The organism is Prochlorococcus marinus subsp. marinus str. CCMP1375 (assembly GCF_000007925.1).
In the GTDB taxonomy this organism is placed as follows: Bacteria; Cyanobacteriota; Cyanobacteriia; order PCC-6307; family Cyanobiaceae; genus Prochlorococcus_E; species Prochlorococcus_E marinus.
Genome location: NC_005042.1, coordinates 1,178,395 through 1,203,371, shown reverse-complemented (window position 1 = coordinate 1,203,371; position 24,977 = coordinate 1,178,395). Strand labels below are relative to the sequence as shown.

Genomic DNA, 24,977 nt, shown 5'->3' with positions numbered 1-24,977 from the left:
TTGTTTTTCTAATTGAGCATAAGCGATGCTGGTCTTGCTCTACCTGAAGATGCCCAGTCTTTTAGGAAATCAAGTTGTTCTTTAGCGGTTTTCGAAAGAGGAATTAGTTGAGTTGCTGCAAGGATTAAATCTGTTTCTAAAAGATCTCTTCTTTCGGAGAAAGCGTAATGCATTGCTTCAATAACTGTTTGCTCCAATTCTGCTCCAGAAAAGCCTTGAGTCCTATCAACTACTATTTCAATTGGAATATTAAGATTAGGACGTCTTTGCTTTATATGAAGTTCTAAGATTTTAAAACGTTCTTGCGGACTAGGAAGATCAAGCAAGAAAATCTCATCAAAGCGTCCTTTCCTTAGAAGTTCTCCAGGCATTCTTTCAATTCCATTCGCAGTAGCAACAACAAATACAGCACTTTTCTTTTCGGCCATCCAAGTTAATAAATTTGCCAATACCCTTTGACTAGTACCCCCATCGCTTCTGGCGTCTCCACCAAACCCTTTGTCGATTTCATCTATCCATAGGACACATGGAGACATTGACTCTGCATACCTAATAGTTTCTCTTGTTTTAGCCTCACTAGCTCCTACTAAACCAGCAAAAAGTCGGCCAACGTCAAGCCGTAAAAGAGGCATTGACCAGCTATGAGCAATTGCTTTAGCGGTTAAAGATTTGCCTGTTCCTTGGGGCCCTATAAGTAAGACACCCCTTGGCAAAGGTAATCCAAACTTGCGAGCTTCATCTGAAAAAGCAGAATGCCTTTGATCTAACCATGCTTTAAGAGCATCTAAGCCACCTATGTCAGAAGGAGATGCCTGAGTCTCGAAATATTCAAGTACTTCACTGCGAGCGACTGCTTGGCGCTTTTCTTCAAGTACTTCTGTTAGGTCTTCTTTGCTCAATTTCCCACGCTGAGCAAGAGCCCTTGCTGCAACTTGCCTTACTCTTATTTCACTAAGTCCACTGCATGCATGGGTTAATTCTTCTAGAGACTCTTGATCTAAGCTGGCTCCACTCGCATTAGCAATATTACTAAGTAGAGTTTTTAATTCTTCTTCTTTAGGTAATGGCAGGTCAAGAATAGTTAGTGAATCATCCAGGTCGCTAGGTGGAGACCAATCCCAAGAACAAAGTATAATTGAGTGAGAGGTTTTCCTTAATTCAGTAGATAAATTTTTAAGCATTCTTGCAATTCCTGGATCTTCAGAAAAACGGTGGAAGTCTTTAGCAAGAAGTATTGTTGGAGAGGTCGATTGTAGTTTCTGAAGCCATTGCAAAATAGCCATTGGTTGTCTTGCCCCTAGACCTTCTGAATTGAGAATACCTTTTAATCCTTCTACATAATCCCATGTTGCAAGACGTAGTGGAGCAAGCCTTTTTGTTGCCTCTTTTATTAAAGATTCCAGCCTTTCTTCTTCTCGACTCCGAATAAGAATTAGAGGAGTCCGAGATTTAATTAGCAGATCAAACTGATCATTCCACTTTTGCATAACTTGATCAAATAAATTGAATTAAAAGTGAATCAAGAAAATAAATATTTAAATAATAATTTGAATCACTTTTTAGTACAAATTAGTTTTGTTTGTTACTTTTTGGTTCAAAAGGAAGTCTTTCTGAATCTATTGCTGGAGAAGTAGCTAATTCCTTCTTACCTTGATTTTTAATTTGGTCATCGAGGATCTTTTGTAGGTTTTCGGGGAGAGCTTCTTTATTTAATAGAAATGTTTGAAAGGCTTGGAACATATTTGCAATAACCATATATAAAAGTACTCCAGCGGGAAGAGGAAAAAATAGGAACATCCCTGTGATCATTATCGGAGTGATTTTTTGTGCCGTTGCTTGTTGAGGGTTAGGTGGCATCCCTTGACCTGAAAGGACTTGTGAAATAACCAGTGTTAAACCAAAACCTGCTACAAGAATTGCAATGTCCCAGTTTATTGCTCCGTCAACATAGAAACCTACTTGTCCCAGAGCTTTTATAAATAAGAAACCACTTTTAGCAGCTAGGCCTGGAATTTTGCCTTCAACTGTTGCATCTCCAGGGTACTTTGCTGTAACAGTACCATCAGCGGAAACACTTGCTAAATCTGCCCCTTTTGTGAGTTTCCAAGTTGGTGAGAATTTTGAACCATTCTCAAATTTTCCAAGTACATTGGAATATTTTTCGCCTGATAATGTTTCTAATTTAATATTAACCGAGTCTCCTGCAGCTATCTTTGTACCCCCAGGTAGTGATGCAATTACAGGGAAGTGATCTTTGTCAGAAATAAAAATGGAGTGCCTAGGACTTTTGAAAGGTTTTGGCTCTACAGCTGCTATCTGTTCAGGAGGTAGTATTTTTAGGTTTACTAGATAAGGTACATCAGCAAAAGGTGATCCTCGTAATGTGGCAAATAATGCAAATAATATTGGCATTTGAACTAGAAGTGGTAGGCATCCTGCCAATGGGCTGCCAAATTCACCCATAAGCTTCCCTAGTTCATCTTGTTGCTTTTTGGGGTCATTAGCATATCGACTTTTAATCTCAGCCTGACGTTTTTGCATTACAGGCTGAGCTATTTTCATGCGTCGAGCACTTCTTATAGATCCAGCACTTAAAGGGAATAGAGCTATTCGAATGACAATGGTTAGCGCAACTATTGCTATTCCATAGCTATGAAATAAGCCATAGAAGAAATCTAGAATCGGTATAAGAAGATTGTCAGAAAGGAAACCGATCACGATAGTTCAATAAGAAAGGACAGAAGGCTCATGCCACTATGTAATTAAAGATAATAAGTTGCTTAAGTATTTGTTGAATTTAATTGAAGTTCAGAACCCGGCCACCTCTGAGGATGAATTTCGTGAAGATGTTTCATTAATTTTTTCATTTATGAAATCTTCCACCTTTCTAAAATTGGGGATGGAACGCATCTCCAGTCTTGCATCATCTTTTAAAACTAAAACCATATCGCCATAGGAACCAAATCCTCTGGGGATTGCCCGAACCTCTTTGATTTGGCTATAGGATATTTGTGATTTATCTTTTCCTAGCCATCCACCAGTAACGGAAATCCTTTTGTTCGTTATTTTGAAACGGAGCCATAGGGCTCTTACTAAAGCTCCAAAAGTGAAAGGAAGCCCAATTAATGTAATTCCTGCGATAAGGTTCAAAATTAGGTCTTCTTTAGCAGGGGCTCCTTCGAAAAAGATCTTCTCTGAAGAATTAATCATTAGCAGAAACCTGCCTCAATAAGTAGCTTGTCGCATTCTTCTAGCAGATTTTCAGTATTTTTGTCCAAGCATTTAGGACTCAAGCTTAGTAAAAGCCAGTTATTAGAAAATGCGTCTTTTTGGAACAACCTTTTCTTCAAGTGATTATGAAGCAAACGTCTTAAACGGTTTCTTATGACAGCTTTCTTGCTGACTTTATTACTTATTGAAATAGCACATCTGCAAGAGTTTGATTTTGAATTTTTAATTGTTGACTTGATCAATCGCTCATTTGCTTTGGTTACTCTGAGCATCATGGAATCACTCTTATAGCGTTTTGCTGATTTGTGAATGTAATCAAAGGATTTATATCCTTTTAATCTCATGCCTTTAGGCAGCACCATTTGATTTATTTAATTCCTCATTAAGCGGCGAATTGGTTGATCTTTTTATTTGCTAACCCTAGACAGCAATCCGAGATCTTCCTTTCTTCCTTCTACTTCTAATAACACTCCTGCCTGTGTGGGTTCTCATTCTGACTCTAAAGCCAGATACACGTTTTCTTTTTCTACTTGTTCCTCCAAATGTTCTTTTAGTCATTTGTCTTCCTTGTTTCTATTGGGAATGAATATTTATTGATTCTCTAATTTATCAGTTCACTCGACATCCATATTCCAAGAGCCAACATAACCAGATATTGGCATTGCCCCTGGAGATTGGGCATAAGCATGAAATTGGAACATTCCTGCTCTTCTTGGATTAAATATTTTCATCCTCAAAGCGTAAGTATTTTTATCTACTGGAATTGGTTGGTCTGGGTAGATATCAATTGAAGTTTGGTCTTTGCTTATTTCAATAACAGAGGGCACGTCCTCTACACATTTGGATCTTGTTCTATATCCACCTATCTGAGCTCGACAGAATTTAAGCTTATTTAATTTAATATTTGCATCAAAATAGTCTGGGACTTTAATTGTTAACTTTAATATTCCAGTTTTACGATCTCTAGATCTTAGGAAAAAGAAGTATGTTGATCTATCCTTCCTTTGCCTAGAGCTTTGTATGTACTTAAGCTTAATATAATTTGGGTCTGCATCCCACATGAAATCCAATCCAGTATTGGCTATGCTAGGCGCATTTGTAATACAACTTGCACCTAAAAATGCACCAAATAATAAACCTGGTGTTAATACTTTATCCCGTAAAATTTTTAGATTAAATTTACGTTGAGGCTGGGACATTTTGGAGGGTTTGATTGTGAAAGAAGTTGTGATCTTTTTAGTAATTGTTTTTTGATTTAAATTTCACCCTAGATGCTGTAGCTAAACAGACCTGTCTGGACGAAGCATACTTGCTTCGCCTAAATAAGTATGTCTTGGCATTTGATCTTCAGGCAGATTTACAATTGCAAGGATTCTAATGCAATTTGCAAGATCACCTTTTACATACATTTGCTGACAGTCAAGGAGAGCTACTTCCTCCCAGCCATGTTGCTTTCTGGCCATGGCTGCAGGAAAACAAGCATTTAGATCATTTGTAACTGAAAAAGTTACAGAAATAATTTGCTTCGCTTTAAGTTTATTTTGGTTGACTAGCTCAGAGACTAGTTCTTGAACAGCTGACTCAATAGCATCAGATGTGTTGCTCAAGCATGTGGTAGCACCTCGTATAGCTCTAATGTTCATTTTCTTGCAGCTTGAATGCTTAACTTATTGTCTAAATAGCCAAAGTATTTGGCCGCTGGTTGAAAGTTCCATACTTATTGTCTCTAAAAGCTTAGAAAACATTTTCCCTCCAGGCAGCAGCCCTATTAGTTTCTTTTTAGGACGACCAAGAGTAATTGGTCGGACCTTTTGATCTAGATCTGCAAGTTCTGCTGCTAGCAGTCTTGCATCGTTTTCATCGCCAGTGTCATCGATTAAACCTAATTGCTTGGCCTGTGTTCCTGTGAAAACCCTGCCGTCTGCAAAACTTTTTACATCTTCTTTATTAAGTTTCCTTCCTTCAGCAACAGCAGTTACGAATTGTTCGTAACTGCTATCGATAAGTGATTGCAGAAGAGAACGTTCTTCAGGAGATAAGGCTCTATCGGGTGAAAGAATATCCTTATACAAACCACTTTTGATGGTTTCAAATTTTATGCCAATCTTCTCCAGCAATTTTGAAAGGTTATTGCCACGGAGAATTACTCCTATTGAACCTGTAATAGTTCCTGGGTTTGCAATAATTTTCTCTGCGGCTACGCCTACATAAACGCCGCCTGAAGCTGATATATTGCCAAAGCTGGCAACAATATGGCAGCCCTTCTCACGCAGCCTTAGGAGAGCAGCATGAATTTCTTGGCTATCGCCGACAGTTCCCCCTGGACTATCAATGCGAAGTAATAGAGCAGGAAACTCTCTGTCTTCAACTTGTCTAAGAGCTTTAAGTACAAGCTTCCTAGTAGAACCATTAATTGGGCCATCAATAATGATTCTTGCCATTCGTTTTTTTGATTTGCGTCGCCAAGGCCAGATCATGTCTTTAGTTCTTGTTCATATGAAGTTTAAAAATAACAGGCCAACCTGTCGCCATGTTTGAAAAGATGAATTGGTTGTTAATGGTTTTGCCTTTTGCTCTATGGGGATCTGCTATGGCCGCCATGGCACCTTTAGTTCAATCATCAGGACCAGAATTTGTTGCGATTTTAAGGCTTTTCCCTTCAGGGATAGCAATACTTATTGCTGTAATTATTTTGAAAAGACCTTTAAATATTGCAAGGATTGATTTGGGTTGGTTTTTAGTTTTCACTTTGATAGATGGAAGCTTATTTCAATTTTTTCTAACTAGGGGATTAGTTAATAGTGGAGCAGGGCTTGGATCTGTTTTTATTGATTCTCAGCCATTAATAGTCGCTCTTTTAGCAAGAACCCTTTTTGGTGATCCTATAAACCCCATTGGTTGGATTGGATTAGTACTTGGATTGGGAGGCATAATTTGCATAGGAACACCCCCGGAATTATTAAGTCATTGGTTCTTAATGAATAAGGGGGTATCTGAATCCGATGTATTGGCTAATGGGCAGTTTTGGATGCTAGGAGCTGCTTTGGCAATGGCCTTAGGAACAGTATTAATTCGCTTTACTTGCAAAGCTAGTGATCCAGTTGCAGTAACTGGATGGCATATGGTTTTTGGAAGTATCCCTTTAGCTGTTTGGCATTTTTTTGACAAAAGTTGGCCTTTATTTCCCCAATGGTCAGCTTTTGATTGGGGATTGATGTCCTATGCTGCTTTTTTAGGAAGCGCACTTGCATATGGATTGTTTTTTTGGTTTGCCAGTCAAACAGAACTAACAAGTTTTAGTACTCTTGCATTCTTAACTCCAGTTTTTGCTCTTATTACTGGAGGCGTTTGGTTAGGTGAGAGACTTGATTGGGTGCAATGGATTGGTGTTTCATTTGTATTGTTTTCTGTATTTTTAGTTAGTCAGAGAGCGAGGTTATGGGAACCAATATCAGATAGTCGGAATAATTTGTTTAAAGGTATTTCTGGATGACTTCTAGCCCTCTTAGGTTAATTCTTATTAGCACTCCTATTGGATTTATAGGGAGTGGAAAAGGTGGTGGTGTTGAGTTGACATTGGTTGCCATTATTAAGGGGCTTTTGGAAATGGGCCATCATATTGTCTTAGTTGCGCCTTATGGATCCTTTCTTCCCTCAGGATGCGAAGGTGCTGAAATTATTACTGTTAAGGGCATTGACCAATCAAGTTGGCAGCATCAAGTCCCTGATGCTCCAATTACAATCCCTTTTAATGGAATGCTTCCAAAACTTGTGGAGGTTGCTCTTAAAGTTTCTAAAAATTCAGATGCAATATTAAATTTATGCTATGACTGGTTGCCTTTATGGCTAACACCTTTCGTAGAACCAAAAATATTTCATTTAATTAGTATGGCAGGAGTCTCAAAACTGATGGAAGCAACAGTTCGAGATCTATCTAAGACCCATCACTCTAGATTGGCTTTTCATACTTTTAGTCAAGCATCAGATTATGAATTAATAGATCAACCAATTGTTTTAGGGAATGGATTTGATTTGAAAAATTATCATTTTCAATTAAAAGGTCAAGGCCCCTTAGGATGGGCTGGGAGAGTTGCGCCAGAAAAAGGATTGGAGGATGCAGCTAAAGTTGCAGCTGATTTAGGAGACAAATTATTTGTTTGGGGTTTGATAGAAGACAAAGCATATGCATCTAAAATAGAGTCCTTGGTCCCAGAAGGAACAATTGAATGGAAAGGTTTTCTTAATACGCAGGAGTTTCAGAGCCAGCTTGGCAGTTGTAGAGCACTTATTAATACACCTAAATGGAATGAAGCTTATGGAAATGTAGTTGCAGAGGCCATGGCTTGTGGAGTGCCTGTAGTTGCCTATAGGCGAGGAGGCCCTGGGGAATTGGTCCAGTCAGGGGTGACAGGTTGGTTGGTTCCCTCTGATGACATAGAGGGCTTAAAAAAAGGTGTATTAAATATAGATAAAATAAAAAGACAAAATTGTAGGGACTGGGCTAATGAATCTGCTTCTTATCAGATGTTTGCAAAACGAATTAACTCTTGGATTCAATCAGGTTTAGGAATTCGATAAATGAAGTATTTCAATATGCTATTCCTTGAAATTAAGTGAAAACATCTCTTTCTAAAAATCAATATAAAAAAGGAATTTATTTAATTCTTTTTCTTGGGATTCTTATATGTATTTGGGATCTTGGTAGCACTGGCCTTGTAGATGAAACCCCTCCACTATTTGCGGCTGCAAGTCGAGCAATGAGCGAGACGGGAAATTGGCTCACTCCAAGAGTCAATGGATTGAATCGATTTGATAAGCCTCCATTGATTTATTGGCTTATGGGTATTTTTTATTCATTGCCAAAGAATAATCTTTGGGATCCATTGGGGACTTGGTCCGCTCGTCTACCTTCAGCTCTTTCGACTGTTGCAGTAATGCTTGTACTTGGCGACACTCTAATGAAGTGGCCTAGTCAATTTATTGTTTTTCCAAGAAGGACTGCAGTTGTAGGAGCTATTGCATTTGCTATCTCCCCATTAGTAATTATTTGGAGTCGCATTGCAGTTAGTGATGCATTACTTTGTTCAACTTTAGGAATTAGTTTAATACTTGGATGGAGATCTTATGCCAATAATAAAAATAAGACTTGGTGGCTTTCTTGGATAATCCTAGGCTTGGCTGTATTAGTGAAAGGACCTGTAGCATTAGTATTAGCAGCAATGACTTATATTATTTTTGGGTGTATTCAGAGAGATTGTATAACTTTATTTAAGAGAATTAGACCGTTGAAAGGAGTCTTTATAACTTTAATTGTTAGCATTCCTTGGTACATAGCAGAGCTTTTTACAGAAGGGAAACCTTTTTGGGATAGCTTTTTTGGATATCACAATTTTCAGAGACTAACTTCCGTTGTCAACAGTCATTCTCAGCCATGGTGGTTTTTTGTGATGATGCTTTTAATAGCATCATTACCTTTTACACCATTTCTAATTACTTCTATAGGCCAATTTTTCTATACTGCTTTTAACTTTAATTCTTCTTATTTAATTAGACCTAGCCAATCATTATTGACTTTTTCAGGAAGCTGGATGCTTTCTGTCTTTTTATTATTTACTTTTGCTGCTACAAAGCTTCCTAGTTATTGGATGCCAGCAACTCCAGCTGCTGCAATTATGATTGCTTTAGCTGCAAATGATACTAGGAATAATAAATATAAGTCAGCTTCCTACATCTTCTTGTTTCTTTCAATGCTGTCATTGGCAGTTATTCTTTCTTTACCTGGTTTATGGATTTTTTTAATTGAAGACCCTGAGATGCCAAATCTTTCTTATGAGCTATTAGAAAGTGGTTTATATTTAAGAGCCGCTATTTGTTTTTATATTACGGCCTTTATTACTCTCTATTTTATATTTAAGCCTAAGGTTAGAAGTCTTTTCTTTATTCAAGTACCTTTAATCTTGTTTCAATTCTTTGTTATGCTACCTCTTTGGAAATTAAGTGATACCCTGAGACAGGAACCCTTGCGAAAAGTATCACAAGAGCTTTTGGTTCAGCAAAATAATAATGAACCTATTGCTATGGTTGGTATTAGAAAACCATCGATTCATTTCTATACAAATAAAATAATATTGTATGAGTCAAATGATGTAGTTGCTTTGGTTAATTTGTCAGATAGATTGCGCTTAGAAGTTAGAGAAAAATGGTTAGATTCTAAAACAAATTTGCCTTCTGAGTCAGATACATTGCTACTCATCATAGATAATAAAACAAGTTCTTATGAGCATTGGCAAGAACTAAAACCAGAAATTATTGGTAATTTTGGTATATATAATATTTGGCGATTGAAAACAAAAGATCTAGAAGACAGAGCAATTAGTCTTAAGCTAAAAGGCGTTCTTCCTGATTGGCAAGAACATAAGGATGAAAGGTTCTAATTATGCATAATCAACTTTATTGCGTAACCAATTATCTCTCAAATTGTAAAATAAGAGCCATATCATAGATTAGCTGTATTAACAGCCTTAAATCTTTAAAGCTTTTACTAATTAAATAGTACTAGGCTTGTTTTCGCATTGATATTTCCTTGATAGCGCTTACTAGGGCATGGGCAAGCCTTAACCTGTCTTTTTTGACACATATAATATTTGATCTTTCCAATATAGGCTTGCTTACAGACATAAGCGGCAAAATCTTAAGAAAACCTTAAATCAAAGCTTAACATGGCAGTAGCGCTGCTTCCTATGATTAAATCTTGGGATTTCCTTGAGACAGTGTTTGATATCAGGAGATTATTGCGTAAAAGGTCTTTTGAAAAATTCTTAACTAATTTTTGCTATATAGAAAGTTACTGAAGTTCAAACCATGTCTAAAAAAGACTTAAGCCAATTCTTAGAGAAAATAGATAATCTTAATCAATTGGTGGGATCGTTAGACGAAGTTCCTGGTCGCAGAGAGAGGTTAGCTTCTTGCGAAAGACATGAGCAAGTTGTAGAGCTTGCTAAATCTTGGGGCTTTGAGATAGGACGACGTTGGGGTGAATAAAGAAATTGTTAAGTGTGAAAAATTTAATTTTGTGAGCCATTTTATAATTGTTGTTTTTTCAAGTCATATATATAATTTACGAATAATACATAAACTTTCTAATTGAAAAAATTTAGCAAAAGATCAACTTTAGCTTTAGGGACATTAGTAGCTTTTACAGCTTTCCCTTCTGCGCAGGGCGATCCAACTCTTAAACACAAGGTTTCAGCACTACCTTCAAATGCAAATTCAGATTTTCAAGAGATACATATAAAAAAGCCAGCAAATGTAAATCATCCTGCAGATTGCAATATTTTTGAGGATCCACGTTCAATCGCTTGTATAGGACCTAATGATACGGTTTATCAGCCAAAAGATCGACTTGATCGGATTGTTTTAAAAGGAGCAGATTATGCTGGACGCTTCGTGCCTCTTTTAAATAATAATGCGCATGGCAGTGCTTATACAGATTTAATTGTTAATGACGGTAAAAGCCTGATTTCTGATGCTGGATATGGCTTGGTGAATAGTTATAGCAATCAGCAAATTCAGAAGATTCCTTTCTTTGCTCAAACCACTGTTTCCATTAATGGTACAAGTAATTCTGAAACCAGCTTCTCTCTCGATAGTTTGATGAAGCTTAGAGAGATGGCGACTGATGATGAGGGAGACATCAAAACACTTTTGTTCTCACAAGCCAAGTTGTCAAAAACCAGTAATAGTGATGGAACAACTGCGAACTTAGGTTTGGGGATCAGGCATCGTCCTAATAATGAGTCAATGATGGGTGCTAATGCCTTCTTGGATTACCGCATGACCGACTACAGCGATTCTCATAGCAGATTGGGTCTAGGTGGAGAGTATTTAAAGAATGGATGGGAGCTTAGGAATAATTGGTATATGTCCATGACTGAGCAAAAGAACGTTACTGTTAACGGCACTGTTTATACCGAAAGAGTTGTCCCTGGATGGGATGTAGAAGCTGGTTACAGGTTCCCTAATCATCCAGAGATGGCAGTGTTTGTCAAAGGGTTTAACTGGGATTATAAAAATACTCAAGACAACAGTGGTATAGAAGGTTCCTTCAATTGGCAAGCAACGCCTCATGTTAACTGGGAAGCTTGGGTCTCTAATGAGATTTCAGGTGCCAAAACAGTTAAAAATAGCGATTTGCCTAAAACTGATGAAACATTTTTCGGCTTAAGGTTTAGGTGGACTGCGCGTCCAGTGAAGTTTGCGAAGAAGAACCTCAAGCAGAACTTGGTCACTCAAATGACTCAACCTGTAAGACGACGTTATGAAGTCCTACTTGAAAGGAGTACTGGAGGATTCCAAAATCGTGCTCGTGGAATATAAAAAAACTGTTTTCTTCTTAATCAACTCAACTATGAAAAATTTTTTCAAATCTAAAAAGTTTAGAACCCTGTTTTTAAGCTTAAGCTTACTAAGCGGTTTGCTTAGCCCTAAAGCTGCCAAAGCAGAAATAAGTTGGAGTGAAACCTTCGGAATTTCAGATTGTAAAACAGCTATAGAAGGAGGAGGGACACCGGCTGACTTTTCATCTGCCACTGCTCTTGGAGGTGGTTATGTTGCTTGTTATGTAACACCTAGTAAGTACGAAATAACTCTATATAAAATAGGTATTTGCACTAGTGATCCATTATCAGGAAGTCATTTAGATACCTCTAGCTGCACTCTTACATTGGATGATAGCAGTGGCGTTTTAGTGGATTTAGGTAGCTTAAATCAGGCTATATCTCTTCCCCAGGCTTCAATTAGGCCTGATCCTGCTACATATACTCATATGATGATTGTTATGGGTAATAGTTTCAAACTTAAAGGAAGTTATACCACTACTAATGGAACATACCATTCTCAACAAGAGCCTGGAGATGCCGCAAAATTTGTTAAAGATCTAGCTGGAGGAGCCCAAGACTTTACTCATTCTATGGCCACTAATGGATTTAATTTTAGAACTTGTACTTACAACTATCAACGAACTGTCTCTGGGGTAGGAGTTGTGAGAGCAGTTGTGGCAGATGATGATGAGAAAACAGTTTCTAGTTGTACTGGTAATACCCGTATTGTTGGTGTATTTAATCCAGACACTGATTTAGTTATTACCGAAGCTACTAATGGTCTTGAAGTAAAATTTACTATTACTGATAGTGGCATGGGAATTGAGTCTAATAGCTCTGAATCTTATCAGCCGCGTTGGGGATGGACTGGTGACTTTATACCTGCATTTGTCACTTTCTAGAATTAGGAACTTTTATATTTGATCTAATTTATTAACTTATTTAAATTTATTAAAAATATGAAAAAGTTATTCAAACAAAAATCATTTTACTTTTCATCTGCGGTATTAATTTTTTCATGTTTAGGACTCTTTCTTAATCCTATAGAGGCTAAGGCAGATGCATTTACTGTTTGTGGAACCACTTGGGATGATCCTGAGGATAAATTCTGTTCTAAGACTCCTGACAAGTATGAGATAAAGATTAGCGAGATGGGCTTATGTACAGCCGAACCTTTTACGATCGATAACCCAAGCGATTCTTTAGAAGATCAAATTTTCAGTGCATATTCGCTTGCTAATTGTCATATAACAATGAAACCTTCTTCTCCAGTTACAGTTGATTTGTCAAGTGGCTTTGTAAATCTTGGAAATCAAGGAGGCACGAAGCCAGCTAATGATACATATACTCACGCATATATTAAGTTGAACAATACTTTTGGGCTGAGAGGCAGCCATACGATTGATTCTCAAACTTTTTATTCAAATACAGATGGTAGCGCTGTAAAAGATCAAGCCGGAGGGGCGAAAAATTTTACTGACACCCTGACTTCTTTTGACTCTGAAAGTTGTTCAAGGAGTGCAGCAGGAGATGTAGGTACTGGAAATATGAGAGCTATGCTCCTAAGTTCTGATTCAACTCGTGCAACTTGTTCAGGGAACTCAAGTAATGCAACTCAGATCCTTGTTTCATTTGACCCATCTTCAGACATTGTGATAACTGATAGTATTGCCGGATTGGAGGCAAAATTTAAAGTTATAAATGCAGGCCTAAGTGTTGATGGAGAGGAAGATTCAGATGGTAATACCTGTAGCGTAAAAATATGTACTTTCAGTTCTGGACCTTTTAGACCTAGTTTTACTACATATTAAAAATATTATAAATAATCAGATTGCTTTTAAGTGCCAGGCGTACTGAAGAAACCCTGAGAAGTTAAGAACCAACCCATTATGAATATGGGCCCTAATCCAAATATTAATAACACCAATTTTTGCAATTTTGGAGAAGCTTCTTTATCTTTAGTAATCTTTACCATTGCCTTATAGGGAACTTTCTCTTGTATAAGAATTTATTCTTAGTTTAACTTACAGAAAACCTTATTAATACTAATGAAAAAAATCATTAATTATAAAAAATAAAATAAAAAGGGCCCCTTATAAATAAGGGGCCTGAAGTGGTCAAGTAATTAATAGAAAATCAAGCTGCACTTGGATTTAACTTGGCCCTTAAGTCTTTAAAGTTATAACCCATAGCACGAAGGGCATGCCAAAGATGTCCTTGGAAAGCAAAGAATCCAGCAATGTAGTGGAAATTAGCTGTATAGCAACGTCCAGAATGACCTAGTGGTGCAATTCCATTGCTGTAATCAATAGAATCAACAAAAGCTGGTGCAATAACAAAAGCGCGATTTAATGGCTCTCCATAAAACTCTATAGGATAAACAGTTGTGTTTTGTGAACACCAGAAAGCAGCAACAATTGCCATCCAGCCAATACCAGCAAGGCTGAAGGAAAGAATTGCTTCTGCTGAAAGTAGTCCAGCTCCTTTTAACCTGTCATATTCTCCCAATCGTTTGTCCTCCCATTTTGTGGAACCAGCGATTGCATGGAAACATCCACCTGTAATCTCAGCAAAGGCTAAGAAAGCATGACCGCCCATAACATCTTCAAGACTGTCAATATTCAGGAAGTTAACTTGTCGTTCCCAAATCATTGATAAATCGAGATTGTAATTAACTTGCCTAACTGCTCCAATAGCAGGATCATATATTCCGTGAATTCGTGCCCATTCAACGAACCAAGCACAAGCAAGACCGAATAATATTAAATGGTGTCCAAGGATAAAAGTTTGATTGTCTGGGTTGTCCCATTCCAATTTGAACTTTCTTGCTTGTGGAACATTACTTTTTTGCATGTCATCAGGGAAATAAATAGCATGCAGTAAGCCTCCTGCTCCATAAACCATCGAAAGGATTAAGTGAAGTATCGCAAGAGTCACAACACCTGCACCAGTCCATACCCCAGCTTCATCAAAGCCAATACCTACTGAGGCCAAATGAGGAAGGAATACAAATCCTTGATCACCCATTGGTAAAGAGGAGTCAAAGCGAGAAAGTTCAAAAAGTGTGTTTGAACCTGCCCCAAAAGCGATCATCCCTGTATGCGCAGCATGCGAGGCAATAAATCGACCAGAGCGATTGGTAACTGAAGCATTACCAGCCCAGTAGTCATAAGTAACGTCTGGGTTTCCGTAGGTCTGCATAAATTTAGATGTTCCTAGATATAAACATGACTAAACACTACATCGATAACATTTTTATGCCCGTATTTGTTAAAGGTTTTTATTAAATTGCTTGGAAATTATGTAGTGGTTTAAAAATTTGCAAAACCAATTTTCTTATTACGCGACTATTCATTTCATAAGCGTCAAAGAAATAGAGGATTGCGTAGAGACTTCAGCAGTTGCTTAAAGGCTTGCTCAGAGCTGAAGATTCTGAGAAATTATCATTACCATTATAATAACTTTTAATATCTATAATGAAAAATTTTTAGTAATTAAGTTGTCTAATTTATATAAAAAGATTTAGATCCACTGGACCATCGAACTTTAGCATGAAAAGTTGAATTTTTAATAAGATCTGCATCATAATTTAAACACAAAGAATCGAAGTTGGAATTACCCTTTTGCAAATCTAGAAATAACTTTAACCCTGATAGAAGTTTTTTCTTAGAGTTGGAATTAACAGTAATATGAATTCTATTTAATGCATTAAAGTTCATCATTTCTGGTGAGTCTAGACCAAGCTCTATGAACTCTTTAAAGGAAATCTTAATTTTATTTGAGTCAAAATAATCTTTCCATATGATAACGTCATTTGACTTCAAAGGGACCCATATAGGTAGGTACATGTTGGTCCAATAAACAGGTATATTAAACATTAAAGGTATAACTGAAGCCCCAGTAGATGTACCTATGAAGTACTTACAAGCTACTAAAGATAGTAGGTTTTCAAACTGACCAATTTTATCACGCTTATCATATATTCTGTATGATATATAGCTTTCATCTAAAAGATTTGTTAATTCTGTTCCAGGGGAGTTGCTAAAGGCTATTGAATACCCTTGTGAATTTAAATAACTACATACATCAAAGTAATCTAATGGCTCGACATTTCTAATAGAAATACGCTTTTCTTTGTAAAATTCAGAAGTCCTTAAATTTAATGTGACAACACCTTTTTTACCTGCATACTCTATAAAGTTCAACCTGGCTTCTTCAAGCTCAGGATCATTTATATTATTATTAATATTAAATTTTAATGAGTTACTTAAATTATCTGAATACTCTGAATATATATTATTTTTATAACATTCATAATGCCTAGTATCTATAGATGAGTCCTTAAACCATGAGGCTGAGGCTATAATAAACCTCATGAAAATATTTCTTATAAAAATATAATTTGCTAATTTAGATGATTCTACATAGCTTATTATATGTTGGTTTTGGTTTCTATAAAAATATGGAATAGCAACTAATATATCACCTTTATACTTATGCTTTTTTAAGTCAGCAGCTATTGTTGCAAGCCAAAGTATCGAGCCGATTTGAGATAAGTCTATCTTGAGTATTTTGAATTTATAAAATTGACTAATTAATTTATATATTAAATATGAAAGTGGAGAAAAGAGTAATGTGGAGAGATACCAGAATATCGGTACAATATTCCCTATTTGGTGTTTTATAAATAAATCAGGAATGTATTTATTTATAAAACGACTAAATGAAGATTCACTTACAAATTCATGTGGAGGTACTAAGGCATGATCAACTTTTTTATATAATTGTTTTAGCTTTATAAACATTTCTTGATAAAATTAATGTAGCTTTGTGCTTTTTATTTATTAAGATATTGCTTTTACAAGATCCATTGCTTGTCTAATACAGTCATCAATATCGACTTCATATCTATAAGATCCTGCTCTTCCAATAGAGAAAACGCCATCTGGTTGTAATTTGTGGTATTTGTCCGCGACAGCCTGCCATTTTTTCATTGGTAGTGGATAATGGCTTCCATTTAGTGAAGGAATTTCCATCCCTATCAATGAATGCTGTGATTTGTGGTGAGTAAATTTTTTGTATTCGACAAGTCTTGTAAAGGGCTCTTGCCCTGCAAAATAGATAAAATAAACATTCTTTGGAAATACAAATTCAGATGGTAAGACAAATTTAAGTAAATCTCGCCCTATGAAAGGCAGCTCTCCAAAGACATTTTCGAAAATCACACTTGGAGAAATAGTGTTGATTATTAGATCAAAAGAGTGCCAGTCACCATCAAAAAATACCCTTTTCGAAGGAATATCAAAAACCTCAATATCCGTATTTAAAAGAACCTTTGTATTTTCTGTTGCAATTTCGAAATAGGGATCATAACCCCTTTTGTCATAGGGGTATCCAGAAATCGCAACATCCCATGCAGCTCTTGGTCCCTTCTTCAATGCAATCCCTTTAGGGGACCATTTAAAAGTATCGAATTCACTATTACAATCTATCAACCACATTTTTTTATTGTAATCATTAACGAATTTGCCATAAAGAGTTTTTCCTACTGAGGCAATCCAATATTCCTCAAAGTTCAGTGCACTGGAAACATCGTTTAAGCTCTTAAGCTCTTTATATATATTTTCCTTGTCAGGCATGCTTGGTATATCATCTTCGTTAATTGGAAAATTATAAAAATTACTATCTGATGAAACATAAGTAATAAATTCATGCTCAGGACAAAGCCTTATTGGCACTAATGCATTCAGATACTCATAAACTTCTCTATCCTGAGTAAGAAAATGCCTTGGACCAAATGTATAAGGATGCCCTCCATAGTACTGGGTTTTGTTCCCTGCCCCTAAGTAAACAGATTTCTCTACTAGGGTGACTTCATAGTTTTTTAGGTCTCTATTTATGAGGTGAGACGCTGCACATCCTGCAAATCCACCACCAATTATAAGTACTTTTTTCATTGAATAGATTTAAGCATAATGGTCATTTTAGTCGGAGAGGATATGTTCCTTTTAGCAAGGAACAAAAAAATCCCATTCCCTATCGTATCCAACTTCGTCAAAAAGCTCATGCCATTGATCAACATGAAGAATAGTCTTAGCAACAAGATTCCATTCATTTAATTTGGCTGCCTCTTCTTTAGTTCTAAATCCATTCACCTTTATAAAACTATTTTTGCTAACCCTAATCAGTTCACGCAATGAGCGTTTTACTCCATTTATATCTAGATTATGAATAGTAGCTATACTTATTGCTAAATCAAAACTATTACTCTCATAGGGTAGAGAAGAACAACAGCCACTATCTATATGAGGCCTTATAATAGGTAATGTATTATTTATACAATAATTTGAATACTCAAGACCTCTTATTCGAAGATTTGGAATAGATCTGCAGAAATCAAAAAGCATAAAACCTTTCCCAGATCCAACATCTAGTACTGATGAATGTGAATCCAACTTATAAAAATCAATAAAGTCAGTAACAACATCTGACCAATAACCCTCTATATATTTATAACCTCCAAGACCCAAACGGCGAGGGCCATCAAAATATTCATAATCAAATTGCTTTGCTATTTCACAGTCTTCTGAAGTAACTTCTGAACGTACTTTAAGTAAATTTGATCGATTAGGCTTAGGATATCTAGCCATTAGATTAGCTTGAGGCAAAATCTATCTTATATCTCTTAAAAACTTTAAAGTAGGCTGTTCCATTTCGTCAAGAATATTACGCAACCTGTAAGAAAATAAAACTGGTGATAATTCACTCCAGAAACTGACTTTTTTAGCTTCTAGAATAAAATAGAAAGAAGCTTTTTTATTAAAAACTAAGTCAACAATATTTTCTAACTTTGTGTTATCTTCAGGTAACATTGAAACAGAATAGATCGCAAGGATGTCAGCTTCTGAAAGACTATTAATTACTGTAAATAATTGCATATAGCAATTATCAAAATAATGTTCTAAAGGCGGCAGGGTATATGTGGCATCAATAGATCTTGCATATTCCCTTAGGCAAGCATTTTGAGCAGGTACAGGTAGGACAAAATTACTAAATTGTCTAGAAGTTACGTAACCAAATACATTCATAAAAAACTTACTAAATCATCTCTATATGATAGTCCTAATTTTGTCACTTCTGACATTTTAAGAACTTTGTAAAATGAGCCTAGTCTACGTTCGCCTGAAGAAGCTTCGTGAGTAAAAATATTTTTAAATCGGCAATTTATACTTACTCTTGTTGATTTAGTAATATTTAATATGTTCCCATGAAACATTGTTGGAGAAAAAAGAAGGGCCTTGCCAGGATCTATCTTTATAAAAGTTGCTTCTTTCTCATATTTATTAAAAAGACTACTCATTCCCTCTTTTTCTAGTTTTGGCATATCAGATAACATGATCTTAGAGATCTCAGGCCTAAATATATACATGGCATTAGAATCAAATGCAGGAGTAAAAGGAACCCATAAAACTAATTCAAATATAGATTGACCTGAGAGTGCATCAGTATGCAGTTGCAAGACAGAAGTTGAATCTTTAGGCATCTGAATAGATAAATTAAGTTTTGATTGTATTGCCAAGTCTGGACCAAGGAAGTGTTCAATCTTATTTTTGGCTAATGAAAAATATAATTCCTCCCAATTACTTAAAATATTAAGGGATCTATATGCCTTAAGCCTGCTTGCATTGACATCCTGTGTATTAATACAACTATGTAATTCCTGAAGATTATCTTGTTGAAGAGAATCCTTTAAAACATCATTTAAAGCATTGTAATTATCGGTATTCTCTATATCAAAAATGCAATAACCTTTAGACGCAATGTCTAATGATAGTGAAGAGTGATTTTCTATAATTGTCATTGTATTTCTCTTTATAAACTATTTAATTAGATGTTTTGCTTGAAGATGCAGTAGCGATGAATAAGTTTTCATAATTAAGTATTAGTAAATCTAATGCTTAGGAAGAATGTATTAGAGGTTAGAGCCACTTGCTCTAATCTCATAATTGGAAAAGAAGGAATCAATAGCATCATAAACGGTTCTAGTCTTAAGTAATTCATCATAGCTCTTATTCTCTATTAAAAAGGAAGGGTTACACATTGTAGATTCAATTATATAGGGAGATTTATTAAGTGATTTCCCTATATAGTTCAGTAAATCATATAGCCTAACAATGTCCTTAGAATGCTGATTTAAAACCAAACTGCTTTCATTTTGATTTTTATAGAGTGATATGCAAGTGTCGTATATATCATCAACATATACACAGTTATTAAATAGTGAATCGTTTGACCTTATTGTTGTAGCGTCTCCACAAGCAATATTAGCTACAGCTCTTTTAAAGAATACACTAGGCATTCCTTGAGATATAACACCAGGGAGCCTAAGTACAGAGCATTTGGTACCTCTTTCTCTACAAGTATTTGCAGTAATAGTTTCCCCATAGAACTTTGATTCCCCATATTTATTTGGCGAATTAGGTAAATGAGTTTCATCAATTTTGCTACTATCAATATTGCCGTAAATTGCCATTGATGAAATGTAGATCACGTGTTTTACAGAAGCTCTTTTAATTAAATCGCATAAGTCTTGATCAATTATTCTATTGATTGACTTTATTTCATCAAATTTCGAATTGTTAGGTGTTGCTGAGGCACTATGAATTAATAGATCAAAGACTTCTGATTTATCTATCTGTTCTATTCTTGCATAATAGTTAGTTTCTATATTTATTGGACTCTTTGAACTAACTATAGAAAGTGAGTGGTTTTCTGAGAATGCAATTCGTTGGCATGCCCTTCCAACAAGTCCACTTGCTCCTGTAATTAATATTTTCATTTCTTTAAAGCAATTTCTTGAATAATAGATTTCTCAATTCCATACTTTGACAACAACGAGACTCTATTATTTATATCAAAAATATAGCGATGATCCAAGCATATGTGTTTTATGCCAAGGGGAACATTCTCTTTCATAAGAATTGAGGAAAGAGCTTCGTGAAGTCCTCCTGTAGGAAATGTTTCTTCAACAATTGAAACTTGCTTTAGAAGTTGTAAGTTTTCAATCAAAAGATTTGTAAGCTTCAGAAGACTATCTTTGGAAAGCTCTGAAATTGATATAACGGATACATTACTGTATTTATTATCTTCTAAAGCATCAACTACAAGTGAAGATATAGAACCATGAGTTATGAAGAGGTTTGATGTTATATTGCTAGACTTAAGAAATTTAATGTTGCTAGATACTTCTTTTATCCTTGTTATGTTAGGTTCACCACCTTTAGAAAGTCGGATATAAGAAGGTATATCGCTTTTTGCTAAATTGTAACTTTGAATAAAACAATTAGAGACATCTTCTGGATCAATGGGAGTAAATATTTTCATGGAAGGAATGGTTCTCATTAAGGCTATATCCTCATAAGCATGGTGTGTTGAACCTAATTTGTCATATGCCAATCCTCCTCCAACGCCTACAAGAACAACACCTTGTTGATTGATACCTATGTCAACTCTTATTTGTTCAAAAGACCTCATTATAAGAAAAGGGATGATTGTATAAACAATTGGCCTTCTCCCCGCAGATGCCATACCTGCAGCAACGCTAACCATATTCTGTTCTGCTATTCCACAGTTTATAAATCTATCTGGAAACTCTTCTATAAATTTATCAAATATTCTAAAACCAATATCGCCAGCGAGAAGTATTACTTTTGGATCATTCCTAGCAATTTCAGTTAGAGTAGTGGCAAATGAATTTCGCATAAATAATAGCTATACCTTGCAATTAGTTAGTTCTTCTATAGCAAGTGTATGCTCTTCAGGTGTAAGTTTACGGTGATGCCATTTAGGTACTTTTTCCATAAATGATATCCCTTTCCCTTTAATGGTATCCGCTATTATTACTTTTGGGACATTGTCCACATCACGATCTGTGAAATAACTTAGCAAATTATCTAATATTTGCTCATGATCATGACCATCTATACGCAACGCTTTTAACCCAAAGCCTTTTAACCTATCATTTAGATTTTCTATGGACAATATATCATCAGTAAATGTTAAAGACTCCTGCTTATTATTATCTATTATAACAAGTACATTAGTTAACTTGTGCTGAGACATGAACATTAATGCTTCCCAAACTGAACCTTCATTAGTTTCACCATCTCCCAGTACACAGATGAAATTCTTATTAGGTGAAGCAAATGCTTTCCCTAATGTTATTGAGAGACCATGACCTAATGAGCCAGTAGACCAAGTAATGGAAGACGAACTACCTTTCTTTGGATGACCACCAAATGACGAATTATCTAAATAAAATGATTCCAAAATACTTTTGTCAAGTTCTCCTATTCGGATAAGAGTAACTAGCCAAGCTAGTAAGCAATGACCTTTACTTAGAACGAATTCAAAGTCATACTTTTCTTTCAAAGCATATACCGAAGATAGTATATCTATGACACTTAAAGATCCTCCTACGTGACCTCCTTTTGCTTTATAAATTGTATTTACTATGTCAATACGACTTAGATAGGAGAACCTTTTCGTCTTTTGTAAAAAGTAATCGAGGTTCAACACTGTCTAGAAGTTGGCGAGCAGTTTTTAAATAGATCCTTGCTTTTTTTAGCTGGTCTTTAAGTATTGTAGCACGTTTATGGACTCTAATAGGATGAGCGTATACTCTTCTTTCCCAATGTATATCTAGAAATTCATTTAAGGTTATTAATGCCCACTTAAGAGCAAAAGAGCAATTATATATGTTTAAATTACAATGGTCATTTTTTGCGATTAAGTCTTCTTTAAAGTAATCACTCCATAGTCTTGAATCTGTACTGTAATTAACATTTTTAGGATGCAATAAATAATCTATGTGCTGCTTAATTGGAGAGTCCATTCCTGCATATTCTAAATCAATTAACCTTAGATTTCCTTCTTTATCTGCAACAGTATTATGTAAACCAGAGTCAGCATGATTGAAGACCATTGGAGAAGCTATCTTTAATTCACATAGCTTTGGTTCAATTTCAGAGAATATCTTAGTAAGGCTATTTATTGCTAATTTATACTCTTGATCCCAACTATTCGATTGAAGAGCGTGCAGATTTATTCTTTCTTTTATCGTTTCACATAATATTAGATTGTTTTGCAAAGGCTCTTTAGCGTATAGAGTAAAAACAATATTCCTTTTTTTCATATAATTGTGAATCTCCTCTATTAAAAAAAGATACTTTTCTCCATACTCTTTGTTTTCAGAAGGCTTGTTAGCAAAATATTCTAAATATAAAGTAAGCTTTGCTTTATTAGCTTTTATGATTTTCGGTACTACATTTGGAATCTTTTCTAAATATTTATATGTAAAATATTCATGTAAATATGAATAGGTTCTATTTGGTTCAAATATTTTCTTGTAAACGCCTTCACCATTTTCAATTGAGAGATACGTTTGACTGTTACCTGAGACCATAATAATCAATAAGTAATTCTAGGATGATTTTCCAGTCATTGCAGGATATTAACTCCATATACTTATTACTCTTGTGCACACTCGGTAGCGAGTTACCAAATAATATATTAAATGTTCTATTCTTTTGCTCAGCATTGTTTTGTAAGTGATCATTATGAACTTGGTAAAGGTCATCAACTATTGTACTAGGAGATATAAATGATAAAGTTTTTATCTTTTCTTGGTAAGTATCACAGAAGATAACTGATTTAATACTTTCAGAACAGTTTGAATCTTTAATCCAATTAAAAATTCTTTCTTGGGACACTCTTAAAATATTTATCTTTTCGGCTGATTTAAGACCATATTTACTTCTATGACTAACGATATATATCTCTAAGCCTTTCTCGGCAAGTCTCTTAATAGCTTGAGATGCATAGGGGTAGAATGTAATGGGGTCTCCCCGGTGAGAGTAAATATGGCCTTGGACTTCTTGCCAAATTTCGTCTGAATACTTAATTTTTATTAGTTTCTTTATGTCAACAATATCTTTGCGCTTCATCTTACTTACCAAATCCCTAGAATCTGGTCTTATATTCATTATAGTCTCTATGACTATTCTACGATAATCTACCAAAGTATTATCTATATCAATGGCTATTCTCACTTGATTTAGTAATTTGATTTCGAGCTTATAATAAACTCAATTTTTTCTATAATAACCTATTAGCAAGTTAACTCTCATAATTACATTAGCTTTTAGTCTAGATATTACTCAATTTCTTAAAAGCAGTAGGTGATTCTGGATGTAAATTCTTGTACACTTAGGAATAAACTCTTTGTAGCTATGTAAATTGAACAGAATGACTCCAGACTTGAATGAAAAATTCAGCTTCTCAACCTGATTCCTTACTGAAATTAATATTTATAGCTATCTTATATAAGATAGTTTTCTAAATCTAATTTAGTTAATCTATATATGCATTTATCTCCACCCTAAACCAACAACATATTTTTAAATATAGCTGTATAAGTATGATTAAAGTGTAGCATCGAGAATCCTTCATCTTGGAGTATCTTTGTCACTTCAGCTACAGTGCATTCATTTGTAAGCCCCCTTTCCGGACCTAGGTCTGCTGCTATATATTCAGTATTCTTTAGTAGGGTTCTACCACCTAATAAAACTTCAGGCTCGAAGCCCTCTGCTTCCAGCTTAAGTAGTTTTATTTTTTTGCCTTGCAAGGTCTCATTATAAAATGTATCAAGCTTGACTACTTCTACTTCATATGAGGAAGAGTAATTCACAGGTTTTTCTAGGGAAGAGTCAGCTTCTTCTGGGCAATAATAGAATGTCTTGATTTCATTATTTTTGCCTAGAGCTTTATTAATAACCTTAGGTATTAAATTAAATTTATTATTAGATACATTTTTTTTCAATGCTTTAAATTCTAATTTACCAGGTTCAAATCCAAAATAGTTAAGATTTAGATTTAATCCATCTAAGTACAGCATTAGATCCCCTACATTTGCGCCACAATCAATAACTATATCGCCTGCATTAAGAGAGATTTTATCTATTTTATAATTCCTAGCAAGCATTTTACCAATCCATTCTAGGCCTTGAAAATAACGAATTAGGCATCTATATCTAAGTTGATAAGGGTAATACCACGTAACAAAATTATAACTGCTAACTCGTTGCGTAATTTCTATGCATGAATCATTAATTGCAATTGACAATTCTTTATTAGTTTTTAATTTAGATCTAAAATTAAAGTATTTAGTATATAAATCCTTTGGTATGGGTATATAATCCCCGCAGAAAAACTTGTCGATCCCCATTTTTATTTCTATTATCGCTTCTCTTACTAATTTCATTCCTTCCTAGACAAACTATATTAATAATTCTAGCACGTCTAGATTTT

Annotated in this window: 27 protein-coding genes; 7 read left to right on the top strand and 20 right to left on the bottom strand. The window is 35.2% G+C overall.

The genetic code is table 11. The features are described 5' to 3' along the window. Positions 1-8 precede the first annotated feature (8 nt). The 8 genes from PRO_RS06400 to sppA all read right to left on the bottom strand — a co-directional run bounded on the left by PRO_RS06400 (position 9) and on the right by sppA (position 5,708). Positions 9-1,487, bottom strand: coding sequence for an AAA family ATPase (locus tag PRO_RS06400; RefSeq protein WP_011125454.1), 1,479 nt, complete (start codon positions 1,485-1,487; stop codon positions 9-11). Positions 1,488-1,569: 82 nt separating this feature from the next. After that, positions 1,570-2,718, bottom strand: a complete 1,149-nt coding sequence (gene yidC / locus PRO_RS06395; protein WP_011125453.1) for a membrane protein insertase YidC — start codon at positions 2,716-2,718, stop codon at positions 1,570-1,572. Between the two features lie 90 nt (positions 2,719-2,808). Further along, the gene (locus PRO_RS06390; protein WP_011125452.1) at positions 2,809-3,210 is read right to left on the bottom strand and encodes a PH domain-containing protein; all 402 of its coding nucleotides are present in this window, start codon (positions 3,208-3,210) and stop codon (positions 2,809-2,811) included. After that, positions 3,210-3,593 (bottom strand): ribonuclease P protein component, encoded by a 384-nt coding sequence (locus PRO_RS06385; RefSeq protein ID WP_011125451.1) that lies wholly within the window; start codon positions 3,591-3,593, stop codon positions 3,210-3,212. Before PRO_RS06385 ends, PRO_RS06390 begins: the two co-directional genes overlap by 1 nt. A 58-nt stretch (positions 3,594-3,651) precedes the next feature. Continuing rightward, a complete protein-coding gene (rpmH, locus tag PRO_RS06380) occupies positions 3,652-3,789 on the bottom strand; it encodes a 50S ribosomal protein L34 (protein ID WP_011125450.1) in 138 nt (45 codons plus the stop codon). A gap of 56 nt (positions 3,790-3,845) precedes the next feature. Then, positions 3,846-4,430 (bottom strand): DUF2808 domain-containing protein, encoded by a 585-nt coding sequence (locus tag PRO_RS06375; RefSeq protein ID WP_011125449.1) that lies wholly within the window; start codon positions 4,428-4,430, stop codon positions 3,846-3,848. A gap of 81 nt (positions 4,431-4,511) precedes the next feature. After that, positions 4,512-4,874, bottom strand: coding sequence for a chorismate mutase (aroH, locus tag PRO_RS06370; RefSeq protein WP_011125448.1), 363 nt, complete (start codon positions 4,872-4,874; stop codon positions 4,512-4,514). Positions 4,875-4,898: 24 nt separating this feature from the next. Continuing rightward, the gene (gene sppA / locus PRO_RS06365) at positions 4,899-5,708 is read right to left on the bottom strand and encodes a signal peptide peptidase SppA (protein ID WP_011125447.1); all 810 of its coding nucleotides are present in this window, start codon (positions 5,706-5,708) and stop codon (positions 4,899-4,901) included. 53 nt (positions 5,709-5,761) lie between these two features. Here sppA and PRO_RS06360 point away from each other — a divergent pair, with 53 nt between their 5' ends. From PRO_RS06360 to PRO_RS06330, 7 genes are all read left to right on the top strand, one after another. Beyond that, positions 5,762-6,724, top strand: a complete 963-nt coding sequence (locus PRO_RS06360) for a DMT family transporter (protein WP_011125446.1) — start codon at positions 5,762-5,764, stop codon at positions 6,722-6,724. After that, entirely contained in the window at positions 6,721-7,809 is a 1,089-nt protein-coding gene (locus PRO_RS06355; protein WP_011125445.1) for a glycosyltransferase family 4 protein, read from the top strand. The genes PRO_RS06360 and PRO_RS06355 overlap by 4 nt, the downstream gene beginning before the upstream one ends. 35 nt (positions 7,810-7,844) lie before the next feature. After that, positions 7,845-9,665: an ArnT family glycosyltransferase gene (locus tag PRO_RS06350; RefSeq protein ID WP_011125444.1), complete on the top strand. Its 1,821-nt coding sequence runs from the start codon at positions 7,845-7,847 to the stop codon at positions 9,663-9,665. A gap of 427 nt (positions 9,666-10,092) precedes the next feature. Continuing rightward, complete coding sequence (locus PRO_RS06345) at positions 10,093-10,272, top strand: Nif11 family protein (RefSeq protein WP_011125443.1); 180 nt, start codon at positions 10,093-10,095, stop codon at positions 10,270-10,272. A 102-nt stretch (positions 10,273-10,374) separates the two neighbouring features. Further along, positions 10,375-11,607: an inverse autotransporter beta domain-containing protein gene (locus tag PRO_RS06340; RefSeq protein WP_011125442.1), complete on the top strand. Its 1,233-nt coding sequence runs from the start codon at positions 10,375-10,377 to the stop codon at positions 11,605-11,607. Between the two features lie 97 nt (positions 11,608-11,704). Then, positions 11,705-12,511 (top strand): hypothetical protein, encoded by an 807-nt coding sequence (locus PRO_RS06335; RefSeq protein WP_164923235.1) that lies wholly within the window; start codon positions 11,705-11,707, stop codon positions 12,509-12,511. 57 nt (positions 12,512-12,568) lie between these two features. After that, positions 12,569-13,420, top strand: a complete 852-nt coding sequence (locus PRO_RS06330) for a hypothetical protein (protein WP_011125440.1) — start codon at positions 12,569-12,571, stop codon at positions 13,418-13,420. A 325-nt stretch (positions 13,421-13,745) separates the two neighbouring features. Here PRO_RS06330 and PRO_RS06325 read toward each other — a convergent pair whose 3' ends face one another. The 12 genes from PRO_RS06325 to PRO_RS06270 form a co-directional block, all read right to left on the bottom strand. After that, entirely contained in the window at positions 13,746-14,810 is a 1,065-nt protein-coding gene (locus PRO_RS06325; protein WP_011125439.1) for a chlorophyll a/b binding light-harvesting protein, read from the bottom strand. Positions 14,811-15,112: 302 nt separating this feature from the next. Further along, positions 15,113-16,414 carry a TIGR04372 family glycosyltransferase gene (locus tag PRO_RS06320; protein ID WP_011125438.1) on the bottom strand — a complete coding sequence of 434 codons (1,302 nt, stop codon included), beginning with the start codon at positions 16,412-16,414 and terminating at the stop codon, positions 15,113-15,115. A 39-nt stretch (positions 16,415-16,453) separates the two neighbouring features. Then, complete coding sequence (locus PRO_RS06315) at positions 16,454-17,566, bottom strand: UDP-galactopyranose mutase (RefSeq protein WP_011125437.1); 1,113 nt, start codon at positions 17,564-17,566, stop codon at positions 16,454-16,456. 51 nt (positions 17,567-17,617) lie between these two features. Continuing rightward, a complete protein-coding gene (locus tag PRO_RS06310) occupies positions 17,618-18,259 on the bottom strand; it encodes a class I SAM-dependent methyltransferase (protein WP_036891957.1) in 642 nt (213 codons plus the stop codon). A gap of 21 nt (positions 18,260-18,280) precedes the next feature. Further along, positions 18,281-18,697 (bottom strand): LIC12192 family sporadic carbohydrate cluster protein, encoded by a 417-nt coding sequence (locus tag PRO_RS06305; RefSeq protein ID WP_011125435.1) that lies wholly within the window; start codon positions 18,695-18,697, stop codon positions 18,281-18,283. Further along, complete coding sequence (locus tag PRO_RS06300; protein WP_011125434.1) at positions 18,694-19,470, bottom strand: sporadic carbohydrate cluster 2OG-Fe(II) oxygenase; 777 nt, start codon at positions 19,468-19,470, stop codon at positions 18,694-18,696. The genes PRO_RS06305 and PRO_RS06300 overlap by 4 nt, the downstream gene beginning before the upstream one ends. Before the next feature lie 111 nt (positions 19,471-19,581). Then, positions 19,582-20,448, bottom strand: coding sequence for an NAD-dependent epimerase/dehydratase family protein (locus tag PRO_RS06295; protein ID WP_011125433.1), 867 nt, complete (start codon positions 20,446-20,448; stop codon positions 19,582-19,584). Continuing rightward, positions 20,445-21,371, bottom strand: a complete 927-nt coding sequence (locus PRO_RS06290) for a transketolase family protein (protein WP_011125432.1) — start codon at positions 21,369-21,371, stop codon at positions 20,445-20,447. Before PRO_RS06290 ends, PRO_RS06295 begins: the two co-directional genes overlap by 4 nt. A 9-nt stretch (positions 21,372-21,380) precedes the next feature. After that, a complete protein-coding gene (locus PRO_RS06285) occupies positions 21,381-22,187 on the bottom strand; it encodes a transketolase (RefSeq protein WP_011125431.1) in 807 nt (268 codons plus the stop codon). Then, positions 22,126-23,073, bottom strand: coding sequence for a phosphotransferase family protein (locus PRO_RS06280; RefSeq protein WP_036891873.1), 948 nt, complete (start codon positions 23,071-23,073; stop codon positions 22,126-22,128). Before PRO_RS06280 ends, PRO_RS06285 begins: the two co-directional genes overlap by 62 nt. Then, entirely contained in the window at positions 23,060-23,719 is a 660-nt protein-coding gene (locus PRO_RS06275) for an HAD family hydrolase (protein ID WP_011125429.1), read from the bottom strand. Before PRO_RS06275 ends, PRO_RS06280 begins: the two co-directional genes overlap by 14 nt. Positions 23,720-24,048: 329 nt before the next feature. Continuing rightward, the gene (locus tag PRO_RS06270) at positions 24,049-24,930 is read right to left on the bottom strand and encodes an FkbM family methyltransferase (protein WP_011125428.1); all 882 of its coding nucleotides are present in this window, start codon (positions 24,928-24,930) and stop codon (positions 24,049-24,051) included. Positions 24,931-24,977 lie beyond the last annotated feature (47 nt).